This is a genomic window from Streptomyces sp. NPDC056222 (genome assembly GCF_042264065.1).
GTDB lineage: Bacteria > Actinomycetota > Actinomycetes > Streptomycetales > Streptomycetaceae > Streptomyces.
The window spans coordinates 1-12,797 of the sequence record NZ_JBHJTL010000053.1 but is presented as its reverse complement, the minus strand read 5'-3'; the positions used below and the strand labels follow the sequence as shown (position 1 = coordinate 12,797).

Annotated in this window: 11 protein-coding genes; 6 read left to right on the top strand and 5 right to left on the bottom strand. The window is 73.4% G+C overall.

Annotated features, from left to right (window positions below):
* Positions 1-402 precede the first annotated feature (402 nt).
* From ACFC0D_RS23635 to ACFC0D_RS23620, 4 genes are all read right to left on the bottom strand, one after another.
* Entirely contained in the window at positions 403-1,554 is a 1,152-nt protein-coding gene (locus tag ACFC0D_RS23635; RefSeq protein ID WP_376439327.1) for a glycosyltransferase, read from the bottom strand.
* A gap of 353 nt (positions 1,555-1,907) precedes the next feature.
* Complete coding sequence (locus tag ACFC0D_RS23630) at positions 1,908-3,041, bottom strand: glycosyltransferase family 4 protein (RefSeq protein ID WP_376439256.1); 1,134 nt, start codon at positions 3,039-3,041, stop codon at positions 1,908-1,910.
* A gap of 411 nt (positions 3,042-3,452) precedes the next feature.
* Positions 3,453-4,868: a HEAT repeat domain-containing protein gene (locus ACFC0D_RS23625; RefSeq protein WP_376439254.1), complete on the bottom strand. Its 1,416-nt coding sequence runs from the start codon at positions 4,866-4,868 to the stop codon at positions 3,453-3,455.
* Positions 4,869-5,110: 242 nt separating this feature from the next.
* Entirely contained in the window at positions 5,111-5,503 is a 393-nt protein-coding gene (locus ACFC0D_RS23620) for an ankyrin repeat domain-containing protein (protein ID WP_376439251.1), read from the bottom strand.
* A 305-nt stretch (positions 5,504-5,808) separates the two neighbouring features.
* Here ACFC0D_RS23620 and ACFC0D_RS23615 point away from each other — a divergent pair, with 305 nt between their 5' ends.
* Both ACFC0D_RS23615 and ACFC0D_RS23610 read left to right on the top strand, forming a co-directional pair.
* Positions 5,809-6,003: a hypothetical protein gene (locus ACFC0D_RS23615; RefSeq protein WP_147976179.1), complete on the top strand. Its 195-nt coding sequence runs from the start codon at positions 5,809-5,811 to the stop codon at positions 6,001-6,003.
* A gap of 37 nt (positions 6,004-6,040) precedes the next feature.
* Entirely contained in the window at positions 6,041-7,669 is a 1,629-nt protein-coding gene (locus ACFC0D_RS23610) for a hypothetical protein (RefSeq protein ID WP_376439248.1), read from the top strand.
* A gap of 6 nt (positions 7,670-7,675) precedes the next feature.
* On the opposite strand, the gene ACFC0D_RS23605 is transcribed toward ACFC0D_RS23610, so the two are convergent.
* Entirely contained in the window at positions 7,676-9,175 is a 1,500-nt protein-coding gene (locus ACFC0D_RS23605; protein WP_376439245.1) for a PLP-dependent aminotransferase family protein, read from the bottom strand.
* Positions 9,176-9,238: 63 nt separating this feature from the next.
* On the opposite strand from ACFC0D_RS23605, the gene ACFC0D_RS23600 reads away from it, so the two are divergent.
* The 4 genes from ACFC0D_RS23600 (at position 9,239) to ACFC0D_RS23585 (ending at position 12,743) form a co-directional block, all read left to right on the top strand.
* On the top strand, positions 9,239-9,955 hold the full coding sequence (locus ACFC0D_RS23600) for a YitT family protein (RefSeq protein WP_376439242.1): 717 nt from the start codon (positions 9,239-9,241) through the stop codon (positions 9,953-9,955).
* Positions 9,952-10,716, top strand: a complete 765-nt coding sequence (locus tag ACFC0D_RS23595) for a glycerophosphodiester phosphodiesterase family protein (protein ID WP_376439239.1) — start codon at positions 9,952-9,954, stop codon at positions 10,714-10,716. The genes ACFC0D_RS23600 and ACFC0D_RS23595 overlap by 4 nt, the downstream gene beginning before the upstream one ends.
* A gap of 41 nt (positions 10,717-10,757) precedes the next feature.
* Positions 10,758-12,113, top strand: coding sequence for an MFS transporter (locus ACFC0D_RS23590; protein ID WP_376439236.1), 1,356 nt, complete (start codon positions 10,758-10,760; stop codon positions 12,111-12,113).
* A gap of 255 nt (positions 12,114-12,368) precedes the next feature.
* Positions 12,369-12,743, top strand: coding sequence for an RNA polymerase-binding protein RbpA (locus ACFC0D_RS23585; protein ID WP_026278069.1), 375 nt, complete (start codon positions 12,369-12,371; stop codon positions 12,741-12,743).
* The last annotated feature ends 54 nt before the right edge of the window (positions 12,744-12,797 follow it).

The window sequence follows — 12,797 nt, the reverse complement described above, 5'->3', positions numbered from 1 at the left end:
CGCCGGTCGTCGCCGGCTCAAGCGTCCGGGCGGCGCCCGCGTGTTGGGCCTCGGTCAGGCCGGACGGTCGGGCGCTGCCCGGCGTGGCGAGTGTGCCGCTGCCGGTCTCCACCGGCGCCGCCGACCGGGCGGCCTCGGCCTGGCCGGACATCCGGGCGCGGCCCGGCGTCGCGGGTGTGCCGACGCCGGTCTCCGCCGGCGGAAGCGTCCGGACGGTGCCTACGGCCTCGGTCGGCCCCTCCGGCCCGGCCGTGCCCTCGCCGCGGCCCGGCGTCTCGCGTACACCGAAGCCGGTCTCCGCCGGCCCCGCGGACCGGGCGGCGCGCGGCGTCTCGGAAGCGTCGGCCGTGACGACGGTGTGCAACGACTCCGGAGTGCCCGCGGTCCGCAGGAACGTGGTGGTCATGGCCGGGCTCCTTGCGGCGGGACGAGGATCGATGCCGGGGCCGCGTCGTGGGCCTGGAGGAACGCGGCGATCGAGCGGTCCCAGCCGAAGAGTTCGGCTCGCGCGCGTGCCGCCGCGCGACGCTCCCCTTCCGGGCGGGCGAGCAGCGCACGGATGCTCGCTGCGAAGGCGGCCGGGTCGTCGGCCGCACCGGCGCCCGCGTCCCCGAGGACCTCGGGAAGTGCCGAGGAGGCGCTGGCCACCACCGGGGTGCCGCAGGCGAGCGCCTCCAGCGCGGACAGGCCGAACGTTTCGGCAGGCCCGGGGGCCAGGCACAGGTCGGCGGCGGCCTGGAGGTCCGCCAGGGTCTCGCGGTCCGCGACATGCCCCAGGAACCGCACCGGCAGCCGTTCGTCCCGCGCCCGGCGCTCCAGCGCGGCCCGCATCGGCCCGTCGCCGGCCACGACGAGCGCGGCCCGGACTCCTGCGGCGCGCACATGGGCGAGCGCGTCCAGCGCCGTGCCCGGCCGCTTCTCCACGGAGAGCCGCGAGCACATCAACAGCAACACCCGCTGGCCGTCCGCGTGCTTGGCCCGCAGGACGGTGCTGCGCCGCCCGGGCCTGCAGCGGACCAGGTCCACGCCGAGCGGCGCCCGTACGACATTGCGGGCCCCGATCCGTACGAACTCCCGCTCCGCCCACTCCGTCGTGCACACGATCCGTGAATACGCCCAGGCCGTACGGCGATTGAGCCGGTCGGCGGCCCTGGCGGCGGCGGACGACGGCACACCCCAGGTCCGCAGCACTCCGTCGGCGGTCTCGTGGGAGACCATCACCGAGGGCACCCGGGCGCGCCTGGCCCACTCCCCCGTCCACCGCAGGGTCGTCCGGTCGGAGACCTCCAGGCGGTCGGGGGCGAGCTCTTCGAGGAGTCGGCGTACACGCCCCCGATCGGCGAGGACGCGGTAGCCGCCGGTCCCGGGCAGGACGGGGCCGGACAGGGTGATGACCCGCCCCTGGTCGGTGACCTCGTCGCTCCCCACGTCTCCCGGGACGATCAGGACGGGCTCGTGCCCGGCCGCGAGGTATCCGCGGCCGAGCTGTTCGAGTGCGGTGCGCAGGCCGCCGGAGGTGGGGGTGACGAAGTTGGCCAGCCGCACGATCCGCAGCGGCCGACGCCCGCCGCGCGCGTCTGCCCCAAGCGCGTCCGTGCCGTGGGCGTCTGTGCCAAGAGCGTCCGCGCCGACGACATGCCGGCCGATGGCACCCGTAGCGGGGAGATCGCCACCGAGGACGTCCGTGCCAAGGGCGGCCTCGGCGAGGACACCGGCCCCGACGTCGTCCCCACCGGCGCCGTCCCACCCGAGCGCAGCCGTCCCGGGAGCGTCGGTGCCGACGGCACGAGTTCCGTGGACGTCCGCGCCGAGACTGCCCACGCCCGGGGCGGACGCGCCGAGGCCACTTCTCCCCCGGACGTTCGTGCCGGTGCCTTCCACGCCTGCGCCGCTCCTTCCGCTGACGCTCATGCCGCGACCGCCGTCCGCTCGCGCAGCACCTCCAGGTAGTGGCCGATCAGCTCGTCGCCGACGGCCTCCCAGGTCCGGTCCTCGACCGCCGCCCGCCCGGCGCGCCCGTACGCGGCCCGCTGCGCCGGTGCCGCGGCGAGCGCGGCGACGGCGTCCCGCAGCGCGGTCGCGTCGTCCGGCGGGACGAGGAGTCCGGTCCTCCGGTGGTCGACGAGGTCCAGCGGACCGCCGGCGGCCGGGGCGACCACGGGGACTCCGCTCGCCATCGCCTCCTGCACGGTCTGGCAGAAGGTCTCGTACGGGCCCGTGTGCGCGAACACGTCGAGCGAGGCGAAGATCCTCGCCAGGTCCGTCCCGGTGCGGCGGCCGAGGAACTCGGCGCCGGGGAGGGCGTTCCGCAGGCCGGGACCGCTCGGGCCGTCGCCGACGACCACGACCCGGACGCCGGGCAGTCCGCACACCCCGGAGAGCAGTTCGACCCGCTTCTCGGGGGCGAGGCGGCCGATGTAGCCGACGAGGAGCTCGCCGCCGGGGGCGAGCTCGCGGCGCAGAGTCTCGTCGCGCAGCTCGGGGCGGAAGCGCGCGGTGTCGACGCCGCGCCGCCAGAGCCGTATGCGGGCGATGCCGTGTGTCTCCAGGTCGCGCGCGGCCGCGGTGGACGGCGCGAGCGTGCGGTCGGCGGCACCGTGGACGGCGCGGAGCCGACGCCAGGCGGCGCCCTCGCCGGCGCCCACATAGGTGCGGGCGTAGCCGGCGAGGTCGGTTTGGTAGACGGCGACGGCGGGCAGTCCGAGTCGGCTCGCGGCGGCCATGCCGCGTACGCCGAGGACGAAGGGGCTCGCCAGGTGCACCAGGTCGGCCCGGTGTGCGGCGATGGCGGCGGTGAGGCGGCGGCTGGGCAGCGCGACGCGCACCTGCGGGTAGCCGGGCAGGGGGAGGGACGGTACGCGCACCACGGGGCACGGCGCGTCGGAGTCCACGGGGTCGGCGGGTCCGGTCACGGGTACGGCCGGGGCGATGACGAGCGGGGCATGACCGCGGCGGACGAGGTGGCGCGCGGTCTGCAGGGCGCAGTGCGCCACACCATTGACGTCGGGTGGGAAGGATTCGGTGACGATGACGACACGCATACCGGTGTTGTCGTCGCGCCCGGCGTGTTCCCGCCGACGTTGATCTGGACGCGCGGGGAACGTCCCATGAGCGTTTGCCCCGCCGGGCCGCCGGCGCCGCGACCTCTGGGCCGCACACTCAGGCCCGCGCCCCGAGCCCCACCGCACACCCGAGCCCCAACGCCCGGGCCCAACCCCACACCCAGGCCCCACGGCCCCGGCCCAAACCCCAACCGCCCGGGCCCAACCCCCCACCCAGGCCTCACGGCCCCCGCCGTGGACCCCACACCCAGGTCCCGACGGCCCCCGCCCCGCACTCGGATACGACGGGGCGGGCGCCCTCGCTCGGACAGGCCGGGCGCCCCCGCTCAGCCGTCACTCAACCGGCGCGCGGCCCCGCTCCGCCGTCACTCAACCGGCGCGCGGCCCCGCTCAGACCTGCAGGTCGGGCCCTATCCGGTTGCGGACGGCCGTCTGGACCTCGGCCTCCTCGGCCGGGTCGGCCGCCAGGCGGCGCAGTCGCTCCGCGACCCGTACGTCACCGGTCTCGGCGTGCAACGCCGCGACCTCGCGCGTGGTCTCCTCGCAGTCCCAGAGGCATTCGACGGCGAAACCCGTCGGGAAAGTCGGGTCGGTGGCCGCGAGGGCGCGGGCCGTGCGGCCGCGCAGCTGGGAGGAGGCCGTCTCTCGGTAGACGTGGCGCAGCACAGGGGCGGCGCAGGCGATGCCGAGGCGTCCGGCGCCGTCGACGAGGGTGTAGAGGGCGGTCGCGTCGGGGCCGTCGGCCCGGACCGTCTCGCGCAGGGCGCCGAGGACGAGCAGGGCGTCCTGGGCCCCGCCGCGGCAGGCGAGGACTCCGGCGGCGGCCGCCCCGAGCGCGTCGGGCCGGTGGACCCAGCCGCGGGCGCGGTCGACGGCGGGCTCGCCGCACATGCGCTCGAACGCGGAGACGGCGGCTTCGGAGACCGTACGGGAGCCACTGCCGGCGGCGGCCTCGATGAGGTCGAGGACGGCGGGGTCGCGTGACTCGGCGAGGTAGTGGAGGGCGGCGCAGCGCGCGCCGTCGGGTCCGCTGCGGGCGGCCTCGACGATGACCGGCCGGTCCTCGGGGCCGGCGACGGCGGTCAGGCAGCGGGCGGCGGGGCCGTGCAGCATCGCACCGCGCTCCAGGCCCTCCTGGGCCCAGTCGAAGACCGCCTGGACGCTCCAGCCGGGCCGGGGGCCGCTCGGTCGCATCTGACGCTGCCAGCGGTCGAAGGAGCCCTGTTCCTGGGCCGCCCTGACCCGGGCGCCGACGGCGTCCCGCTGGTCCTCGGCCCACAGCCGCCACGGCCGGGGCTCGAAGGCGTCCCGTACGGCGCTCGCCAGTTCGGCGTCGCCCTCCGGGGTGGCGGGGAAGCGTGCGAGGACCGGGGTGGCGAGCGAGCGCAGTCCGGCGTCGTCGTCGCGCAGGGCGAGCTCGTCGAGGGCCCAGGCCCAGTTGACGCCGGTCGCGGCGTACCGCCGGAGCAGCACCAGGGCGTCCTGGCGGCCGTAGGAGGCGAGATGCCCGAGGACGGCGAGCGCGAGCCCGGTCCTGTTCTCCTCGGTGTCGAAGTGGTCCTCGGCACCGAAGAGGTGGGTCTCGATCTCCGTGAGCCCGCCGTGCAGGTCGAGGTACAGGCGTGCGTAGTAGAGGGAGCGGTTCTCGACCTGCCAGTCCTGGCGGGGGTCGCTGAGAACGCAGTGGTTGAGGGCCGCGAGGGCCTCGGCACGTGGCGCGGCGAGCGCGTGCAGGGTGCCGTCGCCGCGGCCCCTCTGCAGCAGGCCGAGCAGGGTGCCGCTCGGCGCTATGACTGGTTCGAACATGGAAGATGCCTCACATCAAGCTGTCGACACGACCGGGAGTACCGGGGACTGGTGATCGCCTAGGCCGCGCAGCAACATGTTCGGCCGCCCGTCGTCCTTCGCTTGGTGTTGACCATCTTCCTCTGCCTCTCGTCGGTGGCCCGTTGCGGGCCCGACGTCATGATGACCCAGCCATTTCGCCACCGCGACCACATTTACGACACCGCTCTCACCTGGGGTTCAGTGCCCGTTCACCCGGATCTTCATCGGGCGTCGAACAGCTCCAGGAGTTCTGTCTTCCCAAACATCCGAGCAGTATCCACGGCAGACGGAGTCCCCGCTTCCGGATTTGCGCCGCCGGCGAGCAGCGCGCGCACGACGGCGTCCTCTCCCTTGAAGACCGCACCGGCGAGCGGGGTCTGGCCGCGGTCGTTGGCGCGGTCCCCGTCGGCACCCCGGGCCAGCAGGGCGGTGACCGCCTCCGCGTGCCCGTGGTAGGCGGCGAGCATGACGAGGGAGTCACCCCTGTCGTTGGTGAGGTCGGCCGGGACGCCCGCGTCGACATAGGCGGCCAGGGTCTCGGCGTCGCCCGTCCGCGCGAGGTCGAAGACCTTGCTCGCCAGCTCGATGACCTCGGGGTCCGGAGTCTCGCTCATCGGACGTGTCCGCCTTTCCGTTCCGTCGCGCACGTGGGTTCCCGTGCGGGTGACCTGCGCACGGCGATCAAGGCCGTACGAGTGAATCGACAGGGTACTGCCCGTCCCGCGACATGACCGGGCGCGTCCACGGCAAAGATCACCTAGCGCGCTCCGGGCATTTCGCCACTCGAGCACGCCCTCCACCTCCGCCAGTCAAGTGAAATCGCCAATCTTTAACCCATTTGCACCTTTAATCGCATAGATACTCCCCGTGAACCTGGAAGGACTCATGGTGACTGTCCCCTCAACCAGGAGAACCCCTCATGATCCTGTCCATCTCAGGCGTGGTCCTGCTCGGCATCATCTGCTTCCTGTTCTTCAAGAAGGACGGCATGAAGGCGTCCCACGCCTTCGTCAGCGCCCTCTTCGGTTTCTACCTCGCGGGCACCGCCATCGCCCCGAGCATCACCGCAGGCGGACAGAGCCTCGCCAGCCTCTTGGGCGGGATCAAGTTCTGACGCCCCACAACCCCTTCCACAACTCCAGGAGTACGACGTGGCCCGGCGACCACTCCCCCGCATTCTGAGCAGCGGCAGCGACCGGATCGCTCGCAGTCGAGAGATCGCGCGCACGGCCGCCGACAGCGCCACCGATGTGCTCCATCCGCTGATCACCATCACGCGTGGTCTGCGGAAGCTGGCCGCGACCGCGCGTGCCAGGTGGGCCGCGACCCCGAAGGAGCGGCGCGGTCCCACGCTGCTCCTGGTCGCGGCCTGCGTCCTCGTCCTCGCGCTCGTCCCGTACGGTCCGCTTCTCGCCCTCGTCTCGGTGATGGGCGCCGCCGCCTGGATGGGGCGCGAACGCCCGGTGGTGAAGACAGGGCCCGACGAGGCCGAGATCGAGCGGCTCAAGGGCCTCTACGAGGCACTGGTGCCGTACTTCTCCGTCCCCGAGGACCCGGCGCCGCTCTTCGCCCATGGCGGCGACTGGACCGGCCCGTTCGGGGAGCACGCCTTCGACGACGGCGGGCGCCTCACCCGCCTGCGGATCAAGTACCCCGCGTACTTCACCGACGGGGAGGCCGCCTCCCGCGCCCGGATCGAGCAGCTGCTGCACGCCAAGTCGGGCCGCGGACGCGAGTACCTCTTCGACTGGGACGAGGAGGGCAACCAGCTCGTGATGAGCGTGCTGCCGCCCCTTCCGACCACGATCGCCGCCCAGCGCTTCGTCACCGTGCCGGGCGAGACGGTCCTCGGCTTCACCGACGCCGACGCCGTCCAGCGGACCGTGCCGGTGCAGGCCGCCGACGGGGCTGAGGACGCGCCCCCGGTCGTCTGGCGCACCGGTCCGCGCTCCACGGAGCCGCATCTGCTCGCCGTCGGCCAGCCCGGCAGCGGCACGACCTCCCTGCTGCGCTCCATCGCGCTCCAGGCCCTGCCGCACGGCGACGTACTGATCGTCGAGGGCGGCGGCACCGGTGAGTACGCCTGTCTGACCGGTCGCGGCGGAGTCCTGGGCGTCGAGTGCGGTCTCGCCGGTGCGCTGGCGAGCCTGGAGTGGGCGGCGCACGAGACCGAGCGGCGGCTGATCGCCGCGAACCGGGCCCGTCAGGCGGGCCACCCCGCGCCCGACGACACCAGGCGCCCGCTGTGGATCCTGCTCGACCGGCCGAGCGTCCTCGGCCACCTGGCGGCGGCGGACGGCCGGCCCGATCCACAGGAGCTGCTCCAGGTGCCGCTGCGGCACGGCAGGGCCGCGCACGTGACGGTGGTGGTCGCGGAGCAGTTCGACAGCATGGAGACGCTCGGCGAGACGGTACGCACGCACACGCGCGCCAGGGTCGTGCTCGGCCCGGCCTCCCCCGGCCAGATCGCGTCCGTCCTCGGCGTCGGGCCGCACACCACCCCGGTCCCGGTCGTCCCGCCGGGCCGCGGCTACGCCCGCCTCGGCAGCGGCCGGGTCCTCCGTCTCCAGGTGCCGGCGACGCCCGATCCGTTCGACGACGCGACGAGCGAGACGCACCGTCAGGCCGTCCTGGCTCTCCTGCCGGAGCGGCAGTCCGCCACGGCGACGGCGGTCGAGGCGGCTCCGGGCTCGGCGCCGGACCCCGGTCCCACCGTCGTGACCAAGCCTTCCGCGCCCGACCCCGGTCCGGCTCCGCTCCACGCCCCGGTCCCGGCGTGAGGCGCTCTACGCCACGAACGTCCGCGAGGGCTCCACGCCCGCCCCCGCACCCGACTCCACCAGCCGCGCCGCGGCCGCCAGCCGGGCCGCGGCCTCCTCCGCGACCGGGCCGCCCACTGTGAACGGCAGCCGGACGTACCCCTCGAAGGCACCGTCCACGCCGAACCGCGGCCCCGAGGGGACCCGTACCCCCACCCGCTCGCCGACCTCGGCGATCCGCGAGCCCGAGAGGCCTCCCGTACGGACCCAGAGCGTCAGGCCGCCGCGCGGGACCTCGAACTCCCACTCCGGGAGCTCGGCCCGCACCGCCGCCACCAGCGCGTCGCGGTTCTCCCGCGCCTGGGTGCGTCGGATGTCGACGGCCTGCTCCCAGCCCCCGGTGCGCATCAGCCAGTTGACCCCGAGCTGTTCCAGGACGGGGGTGCCCAGGTCCGCGTAGGCGCGTGCCGCCACCAGGGAGCGGATCACGTCGGGCGCGGCCCGCACCCAGCCGATCCTCATGCCCGCCCAGAACGCCTTGCTCGCCGAGCCGACCGTGAGCACCGTCGCGCCCGCCGGGTCGAAGGCGCAGACGGGGCGGGGCATCTCCAGGCCGTCGTCCAGGAACAGTTCGGACATCGTCTCGTCGACCACCAGGACCGTGCCGGCCGAGCGGGCCGCGTCCACGAGCTGCCGTCGCTGGTCCTCGTCGGCCAGGGCGCCCGTCGGGTTGTGGAAGTCGGCGACGACGTACGCGAGCCGCGGCGCCGCGTCCCGCAGCACCTGCCGCCAGCGGTTCAGATCCCAGCCGGTGAGCCCCTCCGCCATCGCGACGGGCACGAGCCGGGCGCCCGCCGAACGCATCAGTTGGAGGATGTTGGCGTACGAGGGCGACTCGACGGCGATCCGCTCGCCGCGCCCGGCGAAGAGATGGCAGATGGCGTCGATGGCGCCCATCGCGCCGGTGGTGACCATGATCTGCTCGGGCATGGTCGGGATGCCCCGCTCGGTGTACCGGTCGGCGAGCATCTGCCGCAGCGCGGGCAGGCCGGCGGGATAGTCCCCGTGCGTGTGGGCGTACGGTGGCAGCTCCTCCAGGGCCCCCTGGACGCTCCGGGTCAGCCAGGGCTCGGGGGCGGGCAGCGCCGCGCAGCCGAGGTCGATCATCGACCCGAGCGACTCCGGCGGCAGCGGTTCGAGCCCGCGCGCGGGCAGTGGGTTCCCGGCCGGTACGGCGGTCCAGCTGCCGGCCCCGCGCCGCGACTCCAGGAAGCCTTCGGCGCGCAGCGCCTCGTACGCGGCCGCGACCGTCGTACGGCTGACGGTGAGCGCCACGGCGAGCTCCCGCTCGGCGGGCAGCCGGGCGGCCACGGGCACGCGGCCCTCGAGCACGAGGAGGCGGATGCCGTCGGCCAGCGCGCGGTAGGCGGGTGGCTTGCGCGCGCCGGGTCCCGCGGGACGCGGCTGCTGCGCCTGGAGCTGCCGTGCCAGCTGGGCCGGCCCGACGGCCGAGGTCCACTGAGCCATGGAAGTCAGTCCACCTTCCTCGAATTGGCCATGGTTGGGATGCAATCCCCGCCACAGAGTGTCATGAGTCAGTCCACTACCACCACAGGGGGCACCACCTTGTCCATCGCCTCCGGCCTCCGCGGCCGGCTCACCGGTCGTCATCTGACCCGTCGGCTCGCGCAGCTGTACGTCGGATTGGCGCTGTACGGGATCAGTTCGGCGCTTCTGGTGCGCGGCGGGCTCGGTCTGGAGCCCTGGGGCGTCCTCCACCAGGGTCTCGCCGAGCGGACCGGACTCACCATCGGAGTCGTCTCGATCTTCGTCGGGGCGATCGTCCTGCTCCTGTGGATCCCCATCCGGCAGAGGCCGGGTCTCGGCACGGTCTCGAACGTCTTCGTCATCGGCGTGGCGATGGACGGCACCCTCGCCCTGGTGCCGGAGGTCCATGGCCTCGCCGCCCGGATCGCTCTGCTGGTCCTCGGCATCGTGCTCAACGGCATGGCGACCGGCCTCTACATCGCCGCGCGGTTCGGCCCCGGCCCCCGCGACGGCCTGATGACCGGGCTGCACCGGCTCACCGGCCGCTCGATCCGCCTGGTCCGCACGGCCATCGAGGTCGCGGTGGTCGCCACCGGCTTCCTGCTGGGCGGCTCGGTCGGCGTCGGCACCGTCCTCTACGCACTGAGCATCGGCCCGCTCGCGCAGTTCTTCCTGCGCAGGTTCGCCATCCCCGAGAAGGACGTGAGCAGCACCGTGGTCGCCTCCGGGACACCGGAACAGGCGATACTGCGGCGGTGACTCGCGTACGCCACCCCTACCTCGACCACCCGTCGCCCATTCCGTTCGCCCACCGCGGCGGCACGGCGGACGGCCTGGAGAACACCGCGGCCGCCTTCCGGCGGGCCGCGGCGGCCGGTTACCGCTACTTCGAGACCGATGTGCACACCACCGCGGACGGTGCGCTGGTCGCCTTCCACGACTCGACGCTCGACCGGGTCACGGACGCCGCCGGCCGTATCCGGGATCTTCCCTGGGACGCCGTCCGCGAGGCGCGGGTGGCCGGCAAGGAGCCGCTGCCGCTCTTCGAGGAGCTCCTGGAGGAGTTTCCCGAGGCGCGCTGGAACGTGGACCTGAAGGCCGAGTCCTCACTGGTCCCACTGGTCGACCTGATCCGCAGGACCGGGGCGTGGGACCGGATCTGTGTGGGCTCCTTCACCGAGGGGCGGGTGGCCCGGGCGCAGCGCCTCGCGGGGCCGCGGCTCGCCACCTCGTACGGCGTGAAGGGCATCCTCGGCCTGCGGCTGCGCTCGCTCGGCATCCCGGCGGCGCTGCGCGCGGGCGCGGTCGCCGCACAGGTGCCGGCGAGCCAGGGCGGCATCCCGGTCGTCGACCGGCGCTTCGTGCGGGAGGCCCATGCCCGCGGCCTCCAGGTGCACGTGTGGACCGTCAACGATCCGGAGCGGATGAACTCTCTCCTCGACCTGGGAGTGGATGGCATCATGACCGATCATCTGGAGGCGCTGCGCGCAGTGCTGACCGCTCGGGGCGTGTGGGTCTGACCGCGCGTCCCGCCACGGGGACCAAAGAGGGGGCCGCGGCCGTGACTGCCGACACCACCGAGCCGGAGGGGCACACCGCCGATCCGGCCGAACGCAGGCGCGAGCAACGCGGCTGGTACTTCTACGATTTCGCCTGCTCGGTGTACTCGACGAGCGTCGTGACCGTGTTCCTCGGCCCCTATCTGACCTCGGTCGCGAAGGCCGCGGCGGACGCGGACGGCTTCGTCCACCCCCTGGGCATACCCGTGCGGGCCGGCTCGCTCTTCGCGTACGCCGTTTCGGCCTCGCTCGTGGTGGCGGTCCTCGTGATGCCGCTGGTGGGCGCGGCGGCGGACCGTACGGGACGCAAGAAGCCGCTGCTCGCGGTCGCCGCGTACACCGGCGCGGCGGCGACGGCGGGGATGTTCTTCCTCGACGGCGACCGCTATCTGCTCGGTGCTTTCCTGCTCATCGTGGCGAACGCCTCACTGGCCGTCTCGATGGTGCTCTACAACGCCTATCTGCCGCAGATCGCCGAACCGGACGAGCGGGACGCGGTCTCCTCGCGCGGCTGGGCCTTCGGCTACACCTCGGGCGCCCTGGTCCTCGTCCTGAACCTGATCCTGTACTCCGGCCACGAGTCGTTCGGCCTCACGGAGGGCATGGCGGTGCGGATCTGCCTGGCCTCGGCCGGGCTGTGGTGGGGCGCCTTCACACTGGTGCCGCTGCGGCGGCTGCGCGACCGGCACGTCCGGCCGAAGGGCGAGGGTGCGGTCGGCGGTGGCTGGCGGCAGCTGGTGGCGACCCTGCGGGACATGCGCCGCCACCCGCTGACGCTGTCGTTCCTGCTCGCCTACCTCATCTACAACGACGGCGTGCAGACCGTGATCTCGCAGGCGTCGATCTACGGCTCCGAGGAGCTGGGGCTCGAGCAGACGACGCTGATCACGGCGGTGCTGCTGGTCCAGGTGCTCGCGATCGTGGGAGCGCTCGGCATGGGGCGGATGGCGCGTTCGTACGGCGCCAAGCGCGTGATCCTCGGCTCGCTGGCGGTCTGGACGCTGATCCTGGCCGCCGGGTACTTCCTGCCCGCCGGCGCGCCGGTGGCGTTCTTCTTTCTCGCGGCGGCGATCGGTCTCGTCCTCGGCGGAAGCCAGGCGCTGTCCCGCTCGCTCTTCTCCCATCTGGTGCCGCGCGGCAAGGAGGCGGAGTACTTCTCGGCGTACGAGATGAGCGACCGCGGTCTCAGCTGGCTGGGCCCACTGGTGTTCGGTCTCGCGTATCAGCTGACCGGGAGCTACCGGGATGCCATCATCTCTCTGGTGATCTTCTTCGCGGCCGGTTTCGTCCTGCTCGCGCGGGTACCCGTACGGCGTGCGGTGGCCGCCGCGGGCAACCCGGTTCCGGACCGGATTTAGACGCGGCAGTGAAAGGCCGGTAGTGTACGCCTTTGGCCTGCCAGGCGGACCGTTACTGCGTGCTGCTTTGGTGAAGACGCTGGGTGACATCTGCTGCCAGATGTGACAAACCGGGCACTGGTGGGTAGAACAAGGGGCGGCACGACGGGCGACGCATGACCCGGAACGGGAATCTTTACCGCCGACCGGACGTTGACCGGATGACGACGACAGCGACACCTGTCCTGTGGGCGACAAGCCCGGGAGGCACGATTCATGAGTGAGCGAGCTCTTCGCGGCACGCGCCTCGTGGTGACCAGCTACGAGACCGACCGCGGCATCGATCTGGCCCCGCGCCAGGCCGTGGAGTACGCATGCGAGAAGGGCCATCGTTTTGAGATGCCCTTCTCGGTGGAAGCGGAAATTCCGCCGGAGTGGGAGTGCAAGGTCTGCGGCAGCCAGGCACTCCTGGTGGACGGGGACGGCCCCGAGGAGAAGAAGGGCAAGCCGGCGCGTACGCACTGGGACATGCTCATGGAGCGGCGCACCCGCGAGGAGCTGGAGGAGGTCCTGGCCGAGAGGCTGGCGGTCCTTCGTTCCGGCGCCATGAACATCGCCGTACATCCGCGAGACAGCCGCAAGTCCGCCTAGCGGACGGCACGGCCTGAAGCGACGCCGCGGGGCCCGGTACACCTTGTGTGTACC

What these genes read in the sequence shown, in the direction of transcription:
- ACFC0D_RS23600 (WP_376439242.1), top strand. Translation starts at nt 9,239, where the DNA reads ATGAGTCAGTCCACTACCACCACAGGGGGCACCACCTTGTCCATCGCC.
- ACFC0D_RS23625 (WP_376439254.1), bottom strand. Translation starts at nt 4,868, where the DNA reads ATGTTCGAACCAGTCATAGCGCCGAGCGGCACCCTGCTCGGCCTGCTG.
- ACFC0D_RS23605 (WP_376439245.1), bottom strand. Translation starts at nt 9,175, where the DNA reads ATGGCTCAGTGGACCTCGGCCGTCGGGCCGGCCCAGCTGGCACGGCAG.
- ACFC0D_RS23620 (WP_376439251.1), bottom strand. Translation starts at nt 5,503, where the DNA reads ATGAGCGAGACTCCGGACCCCGAGGTCATCGAGCTGGCGAGCAAGGTC.
- ACFC0D_RS23630 (WP_376439256.1), bottom strand. Translation starts at nt 3,041, where the DNA reads ATGCGTGTCGTCATCGTCACCGAATCCTTCCCACCCGACGTCAATGGT.
- ACFC0D_RS23585 (WP_026278069.1), top strand. Translation starts at nt 12,369, where the DNA reads ATGAGTGAGCGAGCTCTTCGCGGCACGCGCCTCGTGGTGACCAGCTAC.
- ACFC0D_RS23615 (WP_147976179.1), top strand. Translation starts at nt 5,809, where the DNA reads ATGATCCTGTCCATCTCAGGCGTGGTCCTGCTCGGCATCATCTGCTTC.